This is a genomic window from Jeotgalibaca sp. A127 (genome assembly GCF_052266745.1).
Taxonomy (GTDB): Bacteria; Bacillota; Bacilli; order Lactobacillales; family Aerococcaceae; genus Jeotgalibaca.
Genome location: NZ_JBQPRC010000003.1, coordinates 71,537 through 93,544, shown reverse-complemented (window position 1 = coordinate 93,544; position 22,008 = coordinate 71,537). Strand labels below are relative to the sequence as shown.

At 39.3% G+C, this 22,008-nt stretch carries 25 protein-coding genes; 17 read left to right on the top strand and 8 right to left on the bottom strand.

Annotation, left to right across the window (positions count from 1 at the left end):
* Window positions 1-92 precede the first annotated feature (92 nt).
* From ACTVAI_RS04490 to ACTVAI_RS04480, 3 genes are all read right to left on the bottom strand, one after another.
* Window positions 93-827 carry an amino acid ABC transporter ATP-binding protein gene (locus ACTVAI_RS04490; protein ID WP_443472829.1) on the bottom strand — a complete coding sequence of 245 codons (735 nt, stop codon included), beginning with the start codon at window positions 825-827 and terminating at the stop codon, window positions 93-95.
* Window positions 828-953: 126 nt separating this feature from the next.
* Entirely contained in the window at window positions 954-1,094 is a 141-nt protein-coding gene (locus tag ACTVAI_RS04485) for a YvrJ family protein (RefSeq protein ID WP_443472830.1), read from the bottom strand.
* Window positions 1,095-1,143: 49 nt separating this feature from the next.
* A complete protein-coding gene (locus tag ACTVAI_RS04480; RefSeq protein WP_443485985.1) occupies window positions 1,144-2,010 on the bottom strand; it encodes a Cof-type HAD-IIB family hydrolase in 867 nt (288 codons plus the stop codon).
* A gap of 94 nt (window positions 2,011-2,104) precedes the next feature.
* Here ACTVAI_RS04480 and ACTVAI_RS04475 point away from each other — a divergent pair, with 94 nt between their 5' ends.
* From ACTVAI_RS04475 to ACTVAI_RS04440, 8 genes are all read left to right on the top strand, one after another.
* Window positions 2,105-2,791, top strand: coding sequence for a uracil-DNA glycosylase (locus ACTVAI_RS04475; protein ID WP_443485984.1), 687 nt, complete (start codon window positions 2,105-2,107; stop codon window positions 2,789-2,791).
* On the top strand, window positions 2,788-3,510 hold the full coding sequence (locus tag ACTVAI_RS04470; RefSeq protein ID WP_443472833.1) for an alpha/beta fold hydrolase: 723 nt from the start codon (window positions 2,788-2,790) through the stop codon (window positions 3,508-3,510). The genes ACTVAI_RS04475 and ACTVAI_RS04470 overlap by 4 nt, the downstream gene beginning before the upstream one ends.
* A 319-nt stretch (window positions 3,511-3,829) precedes the next feature.
* The gene (locus tag ACTVAI_RS04465; protein WP_443472834.1) at window positions 3,830-4,696 is read left to right on the top strand and encodes a prephenate dehydrogenase; all 867 of its coding nucleotides are present in this window, start codon (window positions 3,830-3,832) and stop codon (window positions 4,694-4,696) included.
* 92 nt (window positions 4,697-4,788) lie between these two features.
* The gene (locus ACTVAI_RS04460) at window positions 4,789-5,802 is read left to right on the top strand and encodes an LLM class flavin-dependent oxidoreductase (protein WP_443472835.1); all 1,014 of its coding nucleotides are present in this window, start codon (window positions 4,789-4,791) and stop codon (window positions 5,800-5,802) included.
* Window positions 5,799-6,488 (top strand): hypothetical protein, encoded by a 690-nt coding sequence (locus ACTVAI_RS04455; RefSeq protein ID WP_443472836.1) that lies wholly within the window; start codon window positions 5,799-5,801, stop codon window positions 6,486-6,488. Before ACTVAI_RS04460 ends, ACTVAI_RS04455 begins: the two co-directional genes overlap by 4 nt.
* Before the next feature lie 278 nt (window positions 6,489-6,766).
* Window positions 6,767-7,747, top strand: coding sequence for a phosphate acetyltransferase (gene pta, locus ACTVAI_RS04450; protein WP_443485983.1), 981 nt, complete (start codon window positions 6,767-6,769; stop codon window positions 7,745-7,747).
* 99 nt (window positions 7,748-7,846) lie between these two features.
* Complete coding sequence (gene tsaE, locus ACTVAI_RS04445; RefSeq protein WP_443486123.1) at window positions 7,847-8,320, top strand: tRNA (adenosine(37)-N6)-threonylcarbamoyltransferase complex ATPase subunit type 1 TsaE; 474 nt, start codon at window positions 7,847-7,849, stop codon at window positions 8,318-8,320.
* Window positions 8,310-8,837, top strand: a complete 528-nt coding sequence (locus ACTVAI_RS04440; RefSeq protein ID WP_443472839.1) for a GNAT family N-acetyltransferase — start codon at window positions 8,310-8,312, stop codon at window positions 8,835-8,837. The genes tsaE and ACTVAI_RS04440 overlap by 11 nt, the downstream gene beginning before the upstream one ends.
* 35 nt (window positions 8,838-8,872) lie before the next feature.
* Here the strand turns inward: ACTVAI_RS04440 and ACTVAI_RS04435 are convergent, their stop codons facing one another.
* Window positions 8,873-9,634 (bottom strand): exodeoxyribonuclease III, encoded by a 762-nt coding sequence (locus ACTVAI_RS04435; RefSeq protein WP_443485982.1) that lies wholly within the window; start codon window positions 9,632-9,634, stop codon window positions 8,873-8,875.
* Window positions 9,635-9,646: 12 nt separating this feature from the next.
* Window positions 9,647-9,898, bottom strand: coding sequence for a hypothetical protein (locus ACTVAI_RS04430; protein ID WP_443485981.1), 252 nt, complete (start codon window positions 9,896-9,898; stop codon window positions 9,647-9,649).
* 220 nt (window positions 9,899-10,118) lie between these two features.
* Here ACTVAI_RS04430 and murB point away from each other — a divergent pair, with 220 nt between their 5' ends.
* The 7 genes from murB (at window position 10,119) to ACTVAI_RS04395 (ending at window position 17,333) form a co-directional block, all read left to right on the top strand.
* Window positions 10,119-11,063 (top strand): UDP-N-acetylmuramate dehydrogenase, encoded by a 945-nt coding sequence (gene murB / locus ACTVAI_RS04425; protein ID WP_443472842.1) that lies wholly within the window; start codon window positions 10,119-10,121, stop codon window positions 11,061-11,063.
* 34 nt (window positions 11,064-11,097) lie between these two features.
* Window positions 11,098-12,801 (top strand): ABC transporter ATP-binding protein, encoded by a 1,704-nt coding sequence (locus ACTVAI_RS04420; protein ID WP_443472843.1) that lies wholly within the window; start codon window positions 11,098-11,100, stop codon window positions 12,799-12,801.
* A gap of 143 nt (window positions 12,802-12,944) precedes the next feature.
* The gene (locus tag ACTVAI_RS04415; RefSeq protein WP_443472844.1) at window positions 12,945-13,487 is read left to right on the top strand and encodes a helix-turn-helix domain-containing protein; all 543 of its coding nucleotides are present in this window, start codon (window positions 12,945-12,947) and stop codon (window positions 13,485-13,487) included.
* Window positions 13,488-13,511: 24 nt separating this feature from the next.
* Entirely contained in the window at window positions 13,512-14,600 is a 1,089-nt protein-coding gene (locus ACTVAI_RS04410; RefSeq protein ID WP_443472845.1) for an ABC transporter ATP-binding protein, read from the top strand.
* A gap of 11 nt (window positions 14,601-14,611) precedes the next feature.
* A complete protein-coding gene (locus tag ACTVAI_RS04405; RefSeq protein ID WP_443485980.1) occupies window positions 14,612-15,424 on the top strand; it encodes an ABC transporter permease in 813 nt (270 codons plus the stop codon).
* Window positions 15,424-16,266, top strand: coding sequence for an ABC transporter permease (locus ACTVAI_RS04400; RefSeq protein WP_443472847.1), 843 nt, complete (start codon window positions 15,424-15,426; stop codon window positions 16,264-16,266). The genes ACTVAI_RS04405 and ACTVAI_RS04400 overlap by 1 nt, the downstream gene beginning before the upstream one ends.
* A complete protein-coding gene (locus tag ACTVAI_RS04395) occupies window positions 16,263-17,333 on the top strand; it encodes an ABC transporter substrate-binding protein (protein ID WP_443472848.1) in 1,071 nt (356 codons plus the stop codon). The genes ACTVAI_RS04400 and ACTVAI_RS04395 overlap by 4 nt, the downstream gene beginning before the upstream one ends.
* A gap of 183 nt (window positions 17,334-17,516) precedes the next feature.
* On the opposite strand, the gene sdaAA is transcribed toward ACTVAI_RS04395, so the two are convergent.
* The gene (gene sdaAA, locus ACTVAI_RS04390) at window positions 17,517-18,425 is read right to left on the bottom strand and encodes an L-serine ammonia-lyase, iron-sulfur-dependent, subunit alpha (RefSeq protein WP_443485979.1); all 909 of its coding nucleotides are present in this window, start codon (window positions 18,423-18,425) and stop codon (window positions 17,517-17,519) included.
* A gap of 10 nt (window positions 18,426-18,435) precedes the next feature.
* On the bottom strand, window positions 18,436-19,116 hold the full coding sequence (locus tag ACTVAI_RS04385; RefSeq protein WP_443485978.1) for a serine dehydratase beta chain: 681 nt from the start codon (window positions 19,114-19,116) through the stop codon (window positions 18,436-18,438).
* Between the two features lie 135 nt (window positions 19,117-19,251).
* On the opposite strand from ACTVAI_RS04385, the gene rpiA reads away from it, so the two are divergent.
* Window positions 19,252-19,938: a ribose-5-phosphate isomerase RpiA gene (gene rpiA, locus ACTVAI_RS04380; RefSeq protein ID WP_443485977.1), complete on the top strand. Its 687-nt coding sequence runs from the start codon at window positions 19,252-19,254 to the stop codon at window positions 19,936-19,938.
* 25 nt (window positions 19,939-19,963) lie between these two features.
* Window positions 19,964-21,265: a pyrimidine-nucleoside phosphorylase gene (locus tag ACTVAI_RS04375; protein WP_443485976.1), complete on the top strand. Its 1,302-nt coding sequence runs from the start codon at window positions 19,964-19,966 to the stop codon at window positions 21,263-21,265.
* A 41-nt stretch (window positions 21,266-21,306) separates the two neighbouring features.
* On the opposite strand, the gene ACTVAI_RS04370 is transcribed toward ACTVAI_RS04375, so the two are convergent.
* Window positions 21,307-22,008 carry an MgtC/SapB family protein gene (locus ACTVAI_RS04370; RefSeq protein ID WP_443485975.1) on the bottom strand — a complete coding sequence of 234 codons (702 nt, stop codon included), beginning with the start codon at window positions 22,006-22,008 and terminating at the stop codon, window positions 21,307-21,309.

Below are 22,008 nucleotides of genomic sequence, written 5' to 3'. Positions count from 1 at the left end.
TATGGTGTTGCTAGGCATTTCCTTCACCAACACCGAATAACCTTATAGAATGAAAAAAACCGAGACTTTGATAGTCTCGGTTTCCTATTTGTTTACAATACTTTATTCAAGAAATCTTGTGTACGTGGATGTTTTGCGTTTTTGAAGATTTCTTCCGGTGTACCTTCTTCAACAATGAATCCGCCATCCATGAAAATGACACGGTCACCAACTTCGCGGGCAAAGCCCATTTCGTGTGTAACGACAATCATGGTCATACCTTCTCGGGCAAGGCGTTTCATTACTTCTAAAACTTCACCAACCATTTCTGGGTCTAACGCTGAAGTTGGTTCGTCAAACAACATAATATCTGGATTCATAGCCAACGCGCGTGCAATAGCAACACGTTGTTTTTGTCCCCCTGATAATGAGTTTGGATAGACATCAATTTTTTCGCTTAATCCAACTATTTCCAACAGTTCAGCGGCTTTGCTGTGCGCCTCTTCTTTTGTCATTCGCTTCAATTCCACGGGTGCAAGCGTAATGTTTTGTGCCACTGTTAAGTGGGGGAATAGGTTGAAATGTTGGAATACCATACCAATTTCTTCCCGTACCTTATTTATATTGATTTTAGGATCAGTTAAATCAACATTATCGATTTCAACATGTCCACCAGAAATTTCTTCTAACCCGTTTAAACAACGCAGAAACGTACTTTTTCCTGAACCAGAAGGACCAATGATACACACAACTTCACCTTCAACAATTTCTGCATTAATTGATTTTAGGACCTCATTTTCACCAAAATTCTTCTTGAGATCTGTTACTTTTACTTTAATCTTAGCCATTTGTGGACTCCTTTCGGCATCGTTGTCTTATTCTACCAAAAAAATGGCTATATTAAAAGTGTATGAGATGATAATGAGTCTTGACAAAAAACTACTTAAGACAGGAATTTGAAATCAAGGTATTGTTTATATCCTGCCAAGTTTTTCAATAGCCTGTACTAACGTGTCCAATTTCTTCTCCATGCGATTCAACAGATACATGGAGATAACGATGGGAAAGCCAGTATTGCTAATGACTTCTATATAGGATAACAATTCAACTTCCATCCAAAACGCCTCCTTTCTATTTACAAAGACGTTTTATTTGGTCAAAATGTTACAATTTTTCGTGGATACTTCGGTAAATCGCTTGCGCAACACCATCATGGGTATTTGTTGCGGTCACATATTTAGCCACTTTTTTTACGCCGTCCTCTGCGTTTCCCATGGCAAAACTGACACCAGCTTTTTCAAGCATGGATACGTCGTTGAAATTATCACCGATCGCCATTACATTTTCAAGAGGGATTCCCATTTTTTTAGCAACGCGTTCAAGTGCTATTCCTTTTTGTGCATTTACATGGTTAATCTCCAAGTTATTAAAGAAAGAGGAAGTGACGACGAGTTCTTTATCTTTATCCAGATTTTCCCGGAGAGGCTGTAGCTCTGGTTGACCGCTATTGCTGAATACCAGAACCTTCAAAGCAAGTCGATCATCTGTAAGTATTTCCTCGTAATCGTCTATATAATTGATGTTTAACAACTCCAGACGACCGAGAGCAAGAACTAATGCCATTTTAAAAGTCGTATCCGGGTTGGTAGTATGTAATAAACTCGTCATTGTTTCTACACGTTTCACTTTATTGTCAGAATAAACGCCGTCTGCCATTACAACTTCTGCATATAATCCTTTTTCACGTGCAGCATCTAGAATGTATCGGATGCGATCTTTGTCTATCCCGACATTTTCAACTAAATTTCCTGCTTCATCAATAATCTGGCCCCCGTTCACCGTAATCATGGGACAACGTATACCCACCTCTTTTAAAGCAGGGACTGCTTCTGTATAACCACGGCCCGTTGCGACCATGAATTTTATGCCTTGTTGTTCAGCTTCTTTGATAGCCTGTTGGTTTGCTTCCGAGATAGCCATTTTATTATTCAAAAGCGTTCCATCCATATCAGATACGATTAATTGAATCACTATACATCCTCCTGAAATCATATTTGAATATTACCTTTCCAGTGTAACATTTTTACTAATTTGGTACACTATATACTAAAGTGAGGAGATTAGAATGAAGCAGATTATTCACAATGAGTGGCAAGAAGTTTTGGAGCCTGAGTTCAAATCAGCTTATTATTTACAACTACGTGAATTTTTGAAAAAAGAGTATGGACAAGCAACTATTTATCCCAGTATGCATGATATATGGAATGCATTCGAATTAACACCTTATAATGATGTGAAAGTGGTTATCATCGGTCAAGATCCTTACCATGGAGAAAACCAGGCACATGGGCTTAGTTTCTCTGTCCAAAAAGGAGTCCGAATTCCACCATCATTGCGAAATATATATAAGGAATTGGAATCTGATTTAGGTATTAAACCTGTGACCCATGGTAATTTAACTGCCTGGGCAAAACAAGGTGTTTTCCTTTTAAACAGTGTCTTGACTGTCCGCCAAGGGGAAGCTTATTCCCATCGTGGAAAAGGGTGGGAATTATTAACGGACGCCGTTATCCGCGCCCTAAATGAGCGTGATAAACCAGTTGTATTTATTTTGTGGGGAAATGCGTCCATTGCTAAAAAAGCATTTATCGATACATCCAAGCATATTGTAATATCCTCCCCACATCCAAGTCCGTTATCGGCTCACAGAGGCTTTTTCGGATCCAAACCATTTTCCAAGACTAACCAGGCACTAAAAGAATTAGGCGAACAGCCCATTGACTGGCAATTGCCGGATGAGGTGACCGAATGAAAAGTTACATTTTAGAAACTTCCCGGGGAAACCTTTATTATCAGATGGGGGGAGTAGGGGAACCTCTGTTGTTCATCCATGGTAATGGAGAGGATTCTGATATTTTCAGTATCCAATTTGAAGATTTTCAGCCCACACATACTGTTATTGCTATGGACACCCGTGGGCATGGGCGGTCCGATTTAGGCGTTGACACTCTGACCTTCAGGCTGATTGCTGATGATATTTTAACACTGCTTGATGAACTGGCGATCGAAAAAATTATAATCGTTGGTTACAGTGATGGCGGAAATATTGCCTTATATTTAGCGGCTCATAATCCAGAACGTGTCCGTTGTGTTATAACGATGGGGTCCAACTATAAGGCAGATGCGATTGAGAAAACAACTTACCAGGAGATTGTTGAGCACAGGGAAGAACTTTTGACTCAGGAGCAAAATGAAGAAGTTAAAAGGCAATTGAATATTGTGAATTTGATGTTGGATGAATTGGATTTATCTGAAAATGATTTGAAGAATTTACAAGTTCCGGTTTTGGTGATGGCTGGTGAATTTGATTTAATTAAGCGCGAGCACACTGAAGAAATGGCCGCACTGATACCGAATGGAGAAGTTTTTATTGTCCCGGAAGGCGGCCATGATTTCTTTGTAACGGATCCAGGGAGTTTTCAAGAAGCAGTCAATCTGTTTTTTGAAAAATTAGAGGACAATGAGATTTAACTTGAAATATTCTTTTCTTTGAATTATGATAGGTTTACAAAAAGAATCGAGGACAGACAATGACTAATTGGGTATGGCAAAAAGAAAATGAATATTATGGCTACTATAGATAGTATTCATATCCAACTTTGGATGTGAACTGTGATAAACATTCATATCTAGAGTGGCTATATTGACATGTCTGTTCAGCCGCTTGTAATAATAGCGGCTGGTAAATTTAAACACTCTGGTTGATCCCCAACTGGAAAATTTAATATAAACCCTGCTGAGGTTATTACTCGGCGGGGTTTATTTTTTTGAATAGAAAGGGGACTGAAATATGAAAACAATTGCAATTGTAGGCTTAGGAGTTGTTGGGGGTTCATTTGCCAAAGCGATCAAGTTAAATGAAATAAAGGATGTTGAGGTTTTGGCAATCGATCTTGATTCCGAAACACTTAAACAGGCATTGGAAGAAGGAACAATTCAAGGCGGGGAAACCAAAAATAAAACGATTCTCCAAAGAGCGGATATTGTAATTTTTGCACTGTATCCAGAGGCAATGAAAAAATTTGTGAAAACTCACGCGCAAGAATTCAAAACAGGTGCTATCCTGACGGATACTGCGGGCGTGAAAGGTGCTTTAATTGAAAATATGCAAGCTGATCTCCCGAAACAAGTGGATTTTATATTTGGCCATCCAATGGCTGGACGCGAGAGTCGCGGCTATAAATTTGCGACTGGTACTATTTTCCAGGGTGCAAATTACTTGATAACTCCAACCAGTGAAAATAAACAAGAGAATGTAGATATCTTGATCGATTTATTGAAAAAGCTTGGTTTTAAAAGGATATCAGTCGTGAACCCACAGGAACATGATGAGATGATTGCTTTTACCAGCCAACTTTGTCACGCGATTGCAGTTGCCTTGATTAATAGTGATGATCCTCATCGTGAGACCGTGCGATTTATCGGAGATAGTTACCGTGATTTAACGCGTATTGCCAAAATAAATGAATCCTTATGGTCAGAATTATTCCTGGAAAACAAGGCAGCATTACTGGATGCCATGACAAGTTTTGAGATGCAGTTTCATGCTATCAAACAAGCAGTCTTAACCGATGATAGCAAAGCTTTGGAAACCTTATTTGTCGAATCCACCGAGCGACGCATCAGCCTTGAAGCATCCGATTTAAAAGGTAAATGATTTTTTTAAAAGCTCTATGTATAAATGCGGAATAGTCATATATTTTATGGTATCCTTGATGGTGAAATGGACACCCGGAAAGGAGTCTTAATATGGAATTAAGTATTTTAGATCAAGTGCCAATATCTACTGCAAGTAGCTCAAGAGATGCTTTGAATAATGCTGTCACCTTAGCGCAAGTTGCAGAAAAACTTGGTTATCGACGTATTTGGTTTTCTGAACATCATGGGGCTACTAATTTAGCTAGTTCAGCACCCGAGATTATAACGGCACACGTGGCAGCAAAAACAAAGACCATTAATGTTGGGACAGGCGGCATCATGATGATGCATTATTCGCCTTTAAAAATTGCAGAAATTTTCAAAACATTGGAAGTCCTGCATCCAGGCAGAATAGATTTGGGAATAGGGCGGGCACCTGGTGGCGACCGCAATGCAATCTTTGCTTTGTCACAGGGAAAAGCCCCGAACTTAAATAACATGTATGACAAATTAGAAGTAATCCAAGATTTGATATTAGATGAGCAACCGCAATACGAGGTATATCAACATACTATTGCAACACCACAAACCGAAACAGTTCCTACCATGTGGCTATTAGGTTCGAGTGGTGACAGTGCCATGCAGGCTGCAAATAGAGGTATTGGTTATTCCTATGCGCAATTTTTTAGCGGCAAGATGAACCCCGAAGCCTTTGAAATTTATAACAGTCGATTTAAACCCTCCCGCTTTATGGCCGAGAAAAAATTATCGGTTGCGTTTTATGCAATGGTCTGCGAAACGGAGGAAGAAGCTAACTACTATACTCTTCCTTACCTGCTATCAAAAATGAATTTGATGCGCGGTCATCGCATGGAGAAGATGTTAACACCCGAAGAAGCCGTAAATCATCCTTTATCCGAAATGGACCGCATGATTATTGAGAAGCTTCGTGAAGGGATGCTAATTGGGACTGCTCAAACGGTAGCAGCCGAATTGAAAAAATATGAGATGGAATATCACATAGATGAAGCGATGATCGTTACTTTTGCAGACCCTCAGGATGTAAGACATAACTCCTACCGCTTGTTGGCGGAAGAATTCGGGATTGTGAAGGGTGGAAGTTGAACGTGACCTTATCATTCTGGATGGCAGCCGAAAAATGGTATCAATTTTGGGCACCAGTTTCACTGGGGATAATAATGTTTTCTGGTCTGGTTATGGCTTTTGCTTTCACAAAAAGAAAGACAAGCATTGGGAAAAACGTTTTGAAAATAGCCGCTATTGTCGTTGGCATATTTGCGGTGGCGATTTTGTTTAATAATCAACGGTATGAGTCGTATTTAGAGCCTGCAAGTCACGTGACGCCAGTTATTCGGCATATGCAGTATAAAGCATTCCAAGGTTATCAACCCATGACCCCATCAACAGTGGCAGCCTATGCCCGTTATCATGATCCTGACGGGGTGATGGCAACGGGGTTGTATGATGAAGAAATTGTTAGAGAACCAGTAAATTATCTGGGGAAAAAACACCGTCATCATTATTTTGAGTATAAAGGGAAAATATTCAAACAGTATGAATCAAGTGTTGTTTTTGAACCGTCTGAATCTCAGACGGCTATAATAGGAACGCTTCATCATCTGAAGGATTCTGAATTTGAAACGATTGGATTTAATGACACCCACTATATTTTTTATGACCATGTCGTGATAGCACAGGATGATACCGGTAAAACGTATTCTCCAGAAGATGAATTTCTGGTTCCCACACTCAAAGATATATTTCTCGATTGGACATTTAGATATTATTAATAATTTACTTAAAAACCGTACGAAGTGATACACACGTTAATCTGTTTCAAAACAGAAAATGAACAAATAATTTCTAGTATGATGTCATTTACAACACGTACACTCTATGTGCAGTAAATTCATAAATTACCAATAAAATGTTATTTTTGATATCAATAATCTTGACTTATAGATTATGAAACAGTTTTTTATGCTGTTTCTATCAATAATAGCTGATATTTTTTTGAAATTGCGTTATGATAGGTGTGTAGTAAAAAATCCGAGGAGGGAACTCTCACATGGACATGTTCCAAAGTTTAGAAGCAAAGATTAAAGGTAAAAAAATTAAAATCGTTTTCCCGGAAGCAACAGATTCACGTATTTTAGGTGCCGTAGTACGTCTTAAAGCAGAGGATTTAGTAGAACCAATTTTAGTTGGTAACAAAGCAGCTGTTGAAACAGCTGCTAAAGACCGTGGATTCAACATTGAAGGCGTTTCTGTTTTAGATCCAGCTAACTATGCTGAATTTGACGAAATGGTTGCATCTTTTGTTGAACGTCGTAAAGGAAAAGCGACAGAAGAACAAGCACGCAAAACATTATTGGATGAAAACTATTTCGGAACAATGCTTGTATATATGGGATTGGCTGATGGCTTAGTAAGTGGTGCCGTTCACTCAACAGGTGATACTGTGCGTCCAGCTCTACAAATCATCAAAACAAAACCAGGCGTTAGCCGTACTTCTGGAGCTTTTATCATGCTTCGTGGTCGTGGCCAAGAAAAATATTTGTTCTCTGACTGTGCTATTAACATTAACCCAACTGCACAAGAATTGGCAGAAATCGCAGTGGAATCAGCTAAAACAGCTGAAATGTTCGATATTGAGCCGAATGTGGCAATGTTAAGCTTCTCCACTAAAGGATCTGCATCATCCCCAGAACAAGAAAAAGTTGCCGAAGCAACAAGAATTGCTAAAGAATTAGCGCCGGAATATAATATCGATGGCGAATTGCAATTTGATGCTGCCTTTGTTGAAGCAGTAGCTAAACAAAAAGCACCAGATTCCCCAGTTGCTGGTCAAGCAACAGTATTTGTATTCCCTGAAATCCAATCAGGAAACATTGGTTACAAGATTGCACAACGTTTTGGAGCTTTTGAAGCTGTTGGACCAATCTTGCAAGGTTTGAATAAACCGATTTCTGACCTTTCTCGTGGTTGTGTGGAAGAGGATGTCTTCAAGACAGCTATTATCACAGCAAATCAAACATTGGTAAAATAATTTATCCGTATAACAGCCCCAGTCATATGCTGGGGCTGTTTTTTTCTTTTTCTTTTTGCGATATAATAGAGCAGAGATTGAAGTGGGGGTTGAATGGTGATTTATACAATTAATACCAACAATGAAAAAGAAACACTCGATTTAGCCGAAAAATTGGGGAACTTAGTTCAAGCACGCGATGTTATTTTGTTGGAAGGCGACTTAGGGGCTGGTAAAACAACTTTTACAAAAGGATTGGCGACAGGGATGGGAATAGGACAAGTTATCAAAAGTCCCACCTATACCATTATCCGGGAATATACCAAAGGACGTTTACCGCTATATCACATGGATGTTTACCGGCTTGAAGAAGCAGGTAGTGATGAAATGGGTTTGGAAGAATATTTTTACGGTGATGGGGTAAGCGTTGTTGAATGGTCCAAGTTTATTGCGGATGAATTACCTAATAATTATCTGCTTGTCCAAATAGATAAAACAGGGGAATATCTACAAAATCGTACGTTTACGATTGAATCAGTCGGAGAACGTTATGACAAACTATTAATAGATTGGAAAAATTTAAATGAAAACTGAAAAACTTGAAATCATTATCCGTGAAGCAATACCCTCAGATGCAAAAGATATTATTGCATTCTGTGAGCAAACAGGTGCAGAAACAGATTATTTAACTTACGGACCAGAAGGGTTGGAGCTATCTGAAGCGTTTGAAGAGATGTATTTAGAAGGTTTGATGGAAAAGGATAATGCCATCATGCTGGTAGCAACCATTAATAATGAAGAATTAATCGGGATTGCTTCTGTCGGATCCAATGATAAACCAAAAACGAAACATGTGGGAGAAGTCGGTATTACAGTTTCCAAAGAATTCTGGGGATATGGTCTTGGAACAGCTTTAATGGAAGAAGTAGAAATTTGGGCGAAAGAGTCTGGCGTGATCCGTCGCCTGGAATTAACCGTTCACGCTGACAATGAGCGTGCCATAGCACTTTATGAGAAAATGGGCTATCAACGAGAAGGCATTATGCCCCGCGTCATGTTTATTGACGGAGAGTTTGTAGATGGTGTCATGATGAGTTTATTGGTGGATTAGAAAAAACCGTTGGAAGCAATCTGCTCCAACGGTTTTTAAGCGTCCAATGTTAATGAAACGGGACAATGATCGCTTCCTAGAATCTTATCGTGAATTTCAGCAGCCACTAACTTATTTTTTAAAGCTTCCGAAGTAAGAAAATAGTCAATGCGCCATCCAGCGTTATTTTTTCTGGCATTAAAGCGATAATTCCACCAAGTGTAGCGACCTGTTACATCAGGGTAAAAGAACCGGAATGTATCGATAAAACCATTTTCTAACAACAGCGAGAATTTATTCCGTTCTTCATCCGAGAAGCCTGCATTTTTACGATTAGACTTTGGGTTTTTTAAATCAATTTCAGTATGTGCGACGTTTAAGTCTCCACATATAACCACTGGTTTCGTTTCTTCAAGGGATTTTAAATAATGACGGAATGATTCTTCCCATGTCATCCGATAATCCAGTCGTGCTAATTCAGATTTGGAATTTGGTGTATAAACCGTTACAAGCCAGAAGTTTGGATATTCTAGACTGATCAGTCGACCTTCTTGATCGTGTTCATCTATACCCATCCCATATCTAACGGAAATTGGTGGATGCTTAGTATAAATGGCAGTTCCGGAATAGCCTTTTTTGACAGCATAATTCCAATAAGATTGATATCCTTCAAACTCTAATTCAATCTGACCTTCTTGTAATTTTGTTTCTTGAATACAAAAAAAATCCGCATCTAATTCAGAAAATACTTCCAAGAAATTTTTCTGCACGATTGCTCTGAGACCATTCACATTCCATGATACAAATTTTAATGGCATACTCGCTCACTCCTAGAATAAAATTCCTAAAGCAAAATTACTGAAAATACCAAGAACAATTAAGTTTATTATTACAAAAGCCCATTTAAATTTTGTTTCTTTCACATTTAGGCCGTATATAACACCGACTAATGGGAAAAATAGTGCTAATAATACAGAAACGGTTGCAATGGAATCAGGATCTTTTGTTCCGAAAAGATAGACGGGGTAAAGAATAGCAAGCAATGTAAAAACCGTCGCATTTCGTAGTTGTTTATTTTTCATCTGTCATTCTCCTTTCCTCTCCGGAATATTTTAGCATATTTTCACTTGAAATTGCGATTATTCACTTTGAATGTTAGATGACAAAGATTACAAGTTGACTAACTAACAAAAAATAGCTTAATATCGAGGTAAGATATGCTACAATAACTAATGCGATGCAAATAAAAAATTATAAAACATTTATTTGTCTGAATAATGAATATTTAGTGAGGCGAAAAACGTGCAAGAATACAAACAGGTGGCAGGGGAATTGCGAAAACTTTTTCCGTCGATCATCATTAAGGAAAATGAATTCCTCAGCAATTATACATATACGAAAACAGGTGGACCAGTGGATGCCCTTGTTTTTCCAAAAACAAAAGACGAAGTGCAAAATATCGTAAAATGGACATTTGACAATAAAATTCCTTTAACGACTCTTGGCAATTCCAGTAATGTTATTATCCGTGATGGCGGTATTCGTGGCGTTGTAATGATTTTGACTCATATGGATGATATTCTTGTCAATAAAAATCAATTAATTGTCCAAAGCGGAGCAGCATTAATTGAAACTTCACGGGTAGCTTTACGTGAAAAACTGACTGGACTTGAATTTGCTTGTGGTATTCCAGGGAGTGTGGGCGGTGCTGTCTACATGAATGCAGGAGCCTATGGCGGTGAAGTTGAATCTGTCATTGAAACGGTCGAGGTTGTAACACTGAGCGGCGAGCGTAAAATATACACTCACAAGGAAATGGAATTCCGTTACCGCTACAGTGTCGTTCAAAATACCGGAGATATTGTGCTGGAAACAGTTTTTACTCTGGAAAAAGGTAAAGAAGACAAAATACAAGAAAAAATGACAGAATTCACAGAACTACGTGAATCTAAGCAACCGTTAGAATACCCATCATGTGGGAGTGTATTCAAACGCCCAACGGGTTACTTTACGGGGAAACTAATCCAGGACGCCGGCCTTCAAGGTAAACAATGGGGTGGAGCACAAATTTCCCTGAAACATGCCGGTTTCATTGTTAATATTGACGGGGCCACTGCAACGGATTATATTGACTTGATAGGGTATATTCAAAAAGTAATTAAAGAAGTTTATGATGTTGAATTAGAAACAGAAGTACGCATCATTGGCGAAGACCCGAGTAAAGTCATGGAGGAAGTAACTTCATGAAACAGACATTCAAATAAGTAGAGGAGGAGATTTCTTGAAAAAGCCTTTTATTACCTTTCAAAATTTTACATTTACCTATTCTGATCAAACTGTTCCAATTTTAAATGAATTAAATGTAACAATTAATGAAGGTGAAAAAATTCTGGTAATCGGGCCAAGCGGATCCGGGAAATCAACCTTTGCACGCTGTTTGTCTGGGGTCTTGCCGAATAAGGACAACAATGATTTTTCGGGGAAAATTATAATTGGAGAAGATATCAATAATCCGATTATCTCCAATTTTCTGCCCAATGAACTTGCCATCAGTATGCTGGAAAGTGCTGCGACTATTCATGAGAAAAATAAAGGGCAGACGGTTCAACCTGCAGTTGAACCGTTTCAAACGTATCTTGAACAAAAGAAATTAGCAAGCATGGAATGGTTTTTAAGTAAATATCCTTCCTTAAAAGAAAGTTATAACATGATCTCAGACAGCCAGTTTGAAAAAATGAAATCAGCTGGCTTCTTTATTGATGATAAACCTGTTTTGATTTTGGATGAACCACTTGCCAATCTTGATCCAAAATCTGGTGATATAGCAATGAAATTTATTGATGAATTAGCCAAACAAACGGACACAACCATTATCATTATCGAACATCGTCTGGAAGATGCATTAGCTTATCCAATTGAAAGATTGATTTTACTTTCTGAAGGTCGTTTAATGGCAGACGGAAAACCTTCTGATATTCTTAAGACAGATGTCCTAGGTGAAATTGGTATCAGAGAACCATTATACATAACCGCGATGCGCTATGCTGGGGTCAATCTCGATACGGTTAATAACTTGGACGATGTCCACAAAATAAATGGACCCAATTTAAAAGAACAAATGGAGTTGTGGCTGTCCTATCTTCCCCAATTCCAATATCGCGAACAACTGAAGCCTTTGATGGAACTGCGTGATATTAATTTCCAATATCCGTGGAACGAAAGACCAATACTCAAAAATGTTAGTCTCAAAATAAATCAAGGTGAGATGGTGAGTTTGGTGGGACCGAACGGTTCTGGTAAGACAACTCTTTCAAAGTTGATTTCCGGGGAAGAAGCTGTTCAAGAAGGCCAAATGTTATGGAAAGGGGAAGATGTCTCTTCGTATAATGCAGACGAATTAGCTGTTTGTATTGGTTACGTTCCCCAGAATCCATTGGAATCTATTTCCCAACCAACAATTGTCGATGAATTGGCTTACCGTTTGCGTAACCGTAATTTTTCTGAACAAGAAATCAGTAAACGTATTGAGAAAGTTATCCGAATTTGTAGTTTACAATACATTCGTGATTTACCTATCGCTGCTTTAAGTTTCGGGCAATTGCGTAGGGTAGCGATTGGTTCCGTCTTGGTCTTGGATCCCGAGCTCATTATTGTCGATGAACCGGCAGCTGGTCAGGATTTGAATAGCTACATTGAAATTATGAATTTTCTTCAATCCATAAATTTAAGAGGCGTCAGCGTTCTTTTAGTAACCCATGATATTCATTTGATGCTTGAATATACCAAACGCGCAATCGTGATGGCAGAAGGGGAGGTCATCGCGGATGCTAGTCCTGTCATGGTCCTTGCCACACCCGAAATTGTAGCGGCTGCTTCCTTAAAAGAAACAAATCTCCTAACCTTTGCCAAACAAATCAATATGACCGATCCTTATGCGTTTACAGATAAGTTTATTCATTATGATCGCGTTGCCAGATTGTTTTAGTTATAGAGAAACCTTATTCTGAAAAAGAATAAGGTTTTTTTCATTAAAAGTCTTGTCTTTTTCTGAAAGACTATTATAATCATATTCGGACCTAAACTAAAAGATTACTTTTACTAAACTTTATGATGAAAAGAGGTAGTCCTATGGATATTGGGAAAAAATTAAAAGAGTTGCGACTTCAAAAGAATTTGACGCAAGAAGAGCTGGGAGAACGGACTGATTTAACAAAGGGTTACATATCCCAGCTTGAGAATGGTTTCAGCTCACCTTCTATGGAAACCTTTTTTGACATCTTGGAGGTGCTTGGAACGACGCCGAAAGATTTTTTTGACCCAGAGAGTACAGCACAACAAATTGTCTACACAAAAAAAGATGTCACAATTTTTAAGGATGATGATAAAGGTTTCTCCACCTCCTGGTTAGTTCCGGATTCAAATGACAAAGAAATGGAACCAGTTATGTTAACATTAGAACCAGAAGGTGAGTTTAAACAATACCCACCCTCCTTATCCGAAACATTTGGCTATGTTTTGAAAGGTGCAGTCGAGTTACAGGTGGGGGAAGATGTCTATCCCATAAAAAAAGGACAGTCTTTTTATTTTGAAGCTTCTGAATTTCATCAATTACGAAATGCAAGTAGTATGCAATCGCGCATTTTGTTAGTGGTGACAGATTCATATTTATAAATAATGAAAGCGTAGGTGTAAGGAATGGCAAATGAAACAATCATTACTTTGGAAAATGTAAATAAAGTATATGATGATGAAACTGTATTGCATGATATTAATTTTGAGGTAGAACGAGGTAAGTTTTATACATTACTAGGACCATCAGGATGTGGGAAAACGACGATACTACGTCTTATTGCAGGTTTTACGGATGCGACAAACGGCAAAATCCGGATCAATGATCAAGTAGTCAACGATGTCCCACCAAATAAACGGAAAGTAAATACCGTGTTTCAGGATTATGCACTTTTCCCACATATGAATGTTTTTGATAATGTGGCATTTGGTTTGTCATTAAAAAAATTACCTAAAAACGAAATTGAACAAAAAGTCAAAGAGGCTTTAAAAATGGTTCAGTTATCGGGTTATGAAAAACGTGAAATTCGTGAAATGTCGGGTGGACAACAGCAACGGGTTGCGATTGCCCGTGCGATTGTGAATGAACCGGAAGTATTGTTGCTGGATGAACCACTTTCTGCCCTTGATTTAAAATTACGTACTGAAATGCAATATGAACTAAGGGAAATTCAACAACGTTTGGGAATTACCTTTATTTTCGTGACGCATGACCAAGAAGAAGCGTTAGCAATGAGCGACTGGATATTTGTAATGAATAAAGGACATATCGTTCAAAGTGGTACGCCAGTAGATATTTATGATGAACCGATTAGTCGTTTTGTAGCTGATTTTATCGGGGAAAGTAATATCGTACCCGGAACGATGGTTGATGATTACCGTGTCAATTTTGTAGGCAAAGAGTTCGAATGTGCGGATGCTGGAATCACTCCTGGAGAAAAAATTGAAATTGTTATTCGTCCGGAAGATTTGGAATTAACGACGGTTGAAAAAGGAAAGTTGATTGTTAAAGTAGACACACAATTATTCCGTGGGGTACATTACGAAATTATTGGTTACGATGCTGATGGTAATGAGTGGATGGTTCATTCAACGAAAAAGGCAGAAATTGGTAAAGAAGTCGGCTTGTACTTTACCCCGCAAGATATCCACGTTATGCGTCTCGGTGAAACCGAAGAAGAATTCGATGCGCGTCTCGAAAGCTACGAAGAGTAAGGAGGGCCAAAATGACGACACGTTCTAAATATTGGTTCTCAGCCCCTTATATATTGTGGTTGGGACTATTTGTAATCATTCCGGTTTTGTTGATTTTATATCAATCATTTTTTGATATTTCTGGTAATTTTACATTTGCTAATTACACGGCTTATTTTACATCAGGCAACTATTTAGCAATGACTTTTAATTCATTTTTCTATGCATTCTTAATTACGTTAGTGACGTTTTTAATCAGCTATCCAACCGCATTATTCTTGAGTCGAACAAAGAATAAACAATTGTGGCTGTCGCTTATTATTCTGCCGACTTGGGTGAATTTGTTGCTAAAAGCCTATGCTTTTATTGGGATTTTCAGCCAGAGTGGTTCTGTGAACCAATTCCTCGAGTTTTTGGGAATCGGATCACAACAACTATTATTTACTGACTTTAGTTTTGTATTTGTTGCTTCTTATATTGAATTGCCTTTCATGATTCTACCCATTTATAACTCGATAATGGAAATCAATCCCTCATTGCAAATGGCTAGTTATGACTTAGGCGCTAATCGTTGGGAAACTTTAAAACGTGTTATCTTCCCACTCAGCATGAGCGGCGTCCGCAGTGGGTTCCAGGCTGTTTTTATTCCATCTCTATCATTGTTTATGTTAACACGGATGATTGGTGGAAATCGTGTAGTCACGTTGGGTACAGCTGTGGAGCAACATTTCCTGGTTACGCAAAACTGGGGGATGGGATCAACAATCGGAGTCGTCCTAATTGTGGCAATGATTGTTATCATGCTTCTTACTGGCGAAAAAAAAGATAAAGGGGGCAGCAGATAATGAAATTAACAGCTAATTCAAAGTGGAGTAATATTTATCTGGTGCTTGTTTTTATGGTTTTATATTTGCCGATTTTCTACTTAATTTTCTATTCGTTTAATGCTGGTGGAACCATGAATGAGTTCACGGGATTTACCTGGGAACATTATCAAGCCGTTTTTGAAGATAAACGTTTGATAGGGATTGTGCTGAACACACTCCTCGTCGCTTTGTTATCGGCATTAATTGCAACCGTAATTGGGACATTCGGTGCGATTTACATTTATTACACCAAAAAAATACAAACGAGAAGAATTTTGCTAAGCTTGAATAACGTATTGATGGTATCTCCTGATGTTATTATCGGAGCGAGCTTATTGATTTTATTTACTCTGATTGGATTCAGTTTAGGCTTTGCTTCTGTATTGTTTGCACATGTTGCGTTTTCTATTCCAATCGTGGTGTTGATGGTCTTGCCTCGTTTATACGAAATGAAAGATTCGATGATTAGCGCCGCACAGGATTTAGGAGCCAATTCATGGCAAGTCATTTCCCGTATTTTGTTGCCAAGTATTACCCCAGGGATTTTGAGTGGCTTTTTTATGGCCTTTACGTATTCACTGGATGATTTTGCGGTAACATTCTTCGTTACAGGTAACGGTTTTAGTACGTTAGCTGTTGAAATTTATTCGCGGGCTCGTCGTGGCGTAAGTTTGGAAATCAATGCCTTAAGTGCCTTAATGTTCCTGTTCACACTTGTCTTGATACTCGGTTATAACGCGATTCAAATGTATGGTCAAAAGAAACGTGATAAATCAGTAAAAGCAGTTGGTTTTACGCAGAATGAGGTGGTTAAGCCATGAAGAAATTAGTCTGGGCAGCAGCTTCCGTTTTAGCGGTTTGTTTGTTACTGGCATTTGGAATTGATTATTTGAATAAAGCACAAGGTTTCACTGGTGAAAATACCTTGACGATTTATAACTGGGGAGACTACATTGAACCTTCTTTAATTGAAAAATTCGAAGAGGAAACAGGTTACAAAGTTTCCTACGAAACTTTCGATTCGAATGAAGCCATGTATACGAAAATAAATCAGGGCGGAACATCCTATGATATCGCCGTTCCTTCTGAATATATGATTTCCCGGATGATTGAAGAGAATATGCTATTGAAGCTGGACCATTCAAAAATAGAAGGTTTGGACCATATTAATCCGCGTTTCCTCGATTTGAGTTTTGATGAAGGGAACAGTTACTCTATCCCTTATTTCTGGGGGACATTGGGAATTATCTATAACGATAAGTTTATTGATGAAGCACCCACGTCCTGGAATGATCTTTGGAATGATTCTTATCGCAACGATTTGATGCTAATCGATGGTGCGCGAGAGGTAATGGGAATTGGTTTGCAAAGCGAAGGCTATTCCTTGAACGAAACGAATCCCGAAGTCTTGGTTGATGTAGCTGCGAAATTAAAAGAAATGACGCCAAACGTCAAAGCCATAATTGCGGACGAAATAAAAATGTACATGATTCAGGAAGAAGCCGCCATGGCTGTTACTTTCTCAGGAGAAGCAAGTGAAATGATCTGGGAAAATGAGAATCTGCATTATGTAATTCCAGAAGAGGGAACGAACTTATGGTTCGATAACATTGTTATTCCCAAAACAGCTCATAATGTCGAAGGAGCTTATGCGTTCATCAACTTCATGTTGGATCCGGAAAATGCAGCTATCAATGCTGATTATGTCGGCTATTCAACACCGAATGCTTCTGCCATGGAACTGATGGACCCAGAAGTAATTGCCGACGAGCAATTTTATCCTTCTGACAAGGCTATTGAAAATATGGAAGTATATGAAAACCTGGGACCAGAATTGTTGGGTATTTACAATGATTTATTCCTGGAAGTCAAAATGTATAGAAACTAAAAAAATGGAAAGTGCTCAAAAAGGCGTTTAGCCCCGAACCACTGGAACGAATAAGCACAGGATGGTCGCAGACCATCTGAGCATTATTCGTGAAGTGGCGTCGGGGCTGCCTTTTTGAGCACGTTTGCGTTGAAGTATTCGTAAATAGATGAGGGCTGGGAGTTATTTCCCAGCCCTCCATTTTTATTCTTCTACATTAGTCCCGCCAATTTCCAACTCTGTACCAAATATCTTCATCTTCAGCCGCACGCCTTCGCGCGTTGCAGCCAAACCACCCAAACCGGTTTCCCTTAGGGAAGGGGGGAGGTTCTCACCAACGCGACGCATAGCCTCGATAACATCATCAGCGGGAATTTTATTCGTCAAGCCAGCTAAGGCCATGTCAGCAGAAATGAGCGCGTTTACGGCACCAATTGCGTTCCGTTTTACACAAGGTATTTCAACTAAACCAGCTACTGGATCACATACCAAACCGAGAAGATTACTCAAAGCCATTGCCAATGCTTCGGCACTCTCACTAGGCGTACCACCCGAAATTTCGACCGCGGCTGCCGCTGCCATTCCAGAGGCACTTCCTACTTCCGCTTGACACCCGCCTGCAGCCCCTGAAATCATGGCATTATTGGCAATAACCATACCAAAACCACTCGCACAAAAGAGCATTTGAACCATCTGATCCTCAGTCAGTTCCAATTTATCTTTTATACCGAACATTACCCCAGGCAAGGTGCCAGATGATCCAGCAGTAGGTGTGGCACAAATGATGCCAAGTGAGGCATTTACTTCGTTTGTAGCAATCGCATTTTCGACCGCTACTAATAAGTCGTTACCTGCCAAGGATTTACCTTTTTTACGGTAATTTCTTAATTTAACTGCTTCACCACCGGTTAAACCGGTAGGTGAAAAGACCCCATCTCCAGCCAGTCCTTTTTCAACGGCATTTTTCATGACCAAATAATTTTTACGCATCTGTTCCCAAATTTCTTCGCGTGAACGGTGGGATGTAAGCATTTCTTGTCGAACCATTAATTCTGAAATGGGTAATTTTTTTTCCAAGGCATCATTTACAAGTTCTTCAACCGATTGATACATCTTCATCCTCCTACTTGATTAAAATCGCCTGTTCTATAAACGGCATATTATTTATTTCTGAAATCATCAGACTTGAAGGGGTGGTTTCCATGTAGAGGATGACCCATTCAAGTTCGTCTTCACGGAAGATGCGGATATCTGTTAAATGATAGCCGTGTTTTTTAAAAAAATCTTCCCAATCTTCCATCTTGAATAAACCAAGATGATGGCTATTTTGTTTGATGAAATAAAGCGGGAGGTAACCATCTATTGTCATTGGAAATTCTGCCATTTCCACTTGATTCAACGCAATGGTTCCACCACCAACTGAACTACCGGTGGCGACAATGCGCAAATCATCCCGCTCCAGCGTCATCCGGGCTGTATTAGGATGGCCGACCGGAGAAGGGACTTTCTCTTCTATGAAATGTACCTCTATTTGCTGTGATTCAGCCATTTTCACTGCATTAGGGAGCATGGGATCATCCGCGTTAAGTCCCAATATACCTCCCAAAATTGCAAAATCAGTGCCATGACCTAAATGGGTATCCGCAAAAGATTCATAATATTGGATTGTAATTTTTTTTGGCAACATGCCGAATAATTGGGCTGCTGCCTTTCCAAGTGCCAATGCACCAGCAGTATGGGAACTGGATGGCCCTACCATGATGGGTCCGATTATATCGAAAACGCTACGAAATGTATTTGCCATACCTTTTCCTCCCGATCTATGAATAAACTCATCATTGATTATATCAAAAATCCGGCGAATAGTCGCATTTCTAATCTATATTTTATTCTGGCACGAAAGCGCTATGCTATAATGAAAGCAATAAGTTTAAGGGGAATGGATAACATGGAACTAAAAAAGGCAGTAGGTTTAAAGGCAGCTGAATACATTGAATCAGGAATGGTTGTTGGTTTAGGAACTGGATCAACGGCTTATTATTTTGTGGAGGAAATCGGTCGCCGTGTTAAGGATGAAGGTCTGGATATAATTGGTGTTACGACTTCGAAACGCACGAAAGAACAAGCATTGGGCTTGGGAATTACCTTAAAAAATATCGACGATGTTGATCACATCGATATTACCGTAGACGGTGCAGATGAAATCAGTAGCGACTTCCAAGGCATTAAAGGCGGCGGTGGTGCACACCTGATTGAAAAAATCGTTGCTTCAAATTCGAAAGAAGTTATTTGGATTGTGGATGACAGCAAGATGGTAGAAAAATTAGGGGCATTCCCATTACCGCTGGAAGTCATTAAATATGGGTCCCAACAAGTATTTAATCAACTTGCAGGTAAAGGCTATAAACCAACTTTCCGTAAAAATGAAGATGATAGTTTTTATTTGACTGATGAAGATAACTATATCATCGACCTGCACATGGATAAGATTGAAGACCCACACGCTCTTGAACGTGAGCTAAACCAAATGGTCGGCGTTGTCGAACATGGGTTGTTTTTGGACATGGTAACCCGTGTATTGGTCGGAAGAAATGATGGCGTTCAAGATATTGCGGTAGCGAGATAAATATTCTGAAAGGAAGCTGATATGTATGCGTATGGTTGATTTAATTGTAAAAAAACAACAAGGTAAGGAATTATCAAAAGAAGAGATTCGCTTTGTGATTGAAGGATTTACAGACGGGACCATACCGGATTATCAAATGAGTGCTTTTGCAATGGCTGTTTATTTTCAGGACATGACTGATAATGAGCGAATGGAAATGACTATGGCAATGGCAGAGTCAGGCGATCAAATTGATCTTTCTGACATCGAAGGTATAAAAGTCGATAAACATTCTACTGGCGGAGTTGGTGATACAACAACTTTAGTTTTGGCACCACTTGTGGCAAGTACCGGGGTCCCAGTCGCTAAAATGAGTGGTCGTGGCTTGGGTCATACTGGTGGCACTATCGATAAACTGGAGTCTGTACCGGGGTTCCATGTTGAAATATCGGAAGAGAAATTTATGGAACTTGTAAATGAAAATAAGGTTGCGGTTGTGGGTCAGTCAGGCGATTTGACTCCCGCTGACAAGAAACTATATGCATTGCGTGACGTAACGGGAACGGTTAACTCACTTCCATTAATTGCCAGTTCAATCATGAGTAAAAAAATCGCTTCTGGAGCTGACGCGATTGTATTGGATGTAAAAGTTGGAGCAGGGGCATTCATGAAGACACCTGAAGATGCTGAAAACTTGGCCCACGCTATGGTTTCGATAGGCAATCTGGCGGGCAGAAAAACCATGGCTATTATCTCTGATATGAGCCAACCTTTAGGACGTGCAGTCGGGAATGCTTTGGAAGTAGAAGAAGCCATTGAAACCTTAAAAGGTAATGGTCCAGAAGACTTAGAGGAACTTTGTCTTGAGCTTGGTTCCCAGATGGTCTACCTGGGTGGGGGCGCTGAGAGCCTGGAGGCTGCGAAAGCATTACTCAAAGAGAAATTAACGAATGGTGAAGCATTAGAAAAGTTCAAGGTGTTTTTGTCCGCACAAGATGGTAATCCAGATGTAGTGGATAATTATGCATTAATGCCTCAAGCTAGCTTTAAGAAAGAGGTATTGGCTACTGAAACGGGCTATGTGACAGAAATTACTGCAGATGATATTGGTGTTGCGGCCATGAAACTGGGAGCAGGTAGAGCGACTAAGGAGTCGGTGATTGACTTGGCGGCAGGACTCATATTGCATAAAAAAGTGGGAGACTTCGTTGAAAAAGGCGAGAGCATTGTAACCCTTTATGCCAATAGTGAAAAAACAGCTGAAGCAGAGGAAATGGTCCAACAAGCATATCACTATGGTCAAAACCGTGTAGAACCAACCCTCGTTCATAAGATCATAACAAAATAGTAAAAAAGGATGTGCCCGAGTAGTTCGCAGGCACATCCTTTTTAATCTTTAAATGAAATTCCGACAATTGATTCGCCGATTGACAAGAACTCAGTAATCAAATCACTGGGTTCAATTTTTTTAGGAATATAAACGGTAAATGTAAAATGATAAACGGGTTCATCATTTACGCGTGTCATTTCAAAATCTTCATCTGTTGTTCGGAGATTGTATAAGGTAAAAAGTTCCCGTATTTCTTTGATTTGTTCCCGATTAGTCATTTTGATATCTAAGATATATTTATCGCCTGGTTTAGTTACTAATTTAAGTAAATATAAAACCGCTACGAGAATCATGGTCGTTGTGACTGCCAAAAAATAATAACCAAACCCTACCGCAATTCCTAATCCAGAAACGGCCCAAATAGTTGCGGCGGTCGTGAGTCCTGAAACTTTATCAACCTGGGTGGTGATAATCGCTCCTGCGCCCAGGAATCCGATTCCACTTACGATTTGAGCTACAATCCGCGAAAAATCGGTACTTATGCTTCCCGCTAATTCAGGATTATCAAGAACCATTCTGATAATAATATAGGACAATTCAACTTGAATGATAGTAAGGATGCAAGCAGAAACACAGACAATGATATTTGTACGAATTCCTGCTGATTGGTTTTTCCGTTCACGCTCCACACCCACCGCAAAGCCTAAAGCCACCGCTACGAGTAAGCGCAGGGCAATTTCCAGATTATCTAAATCATACAT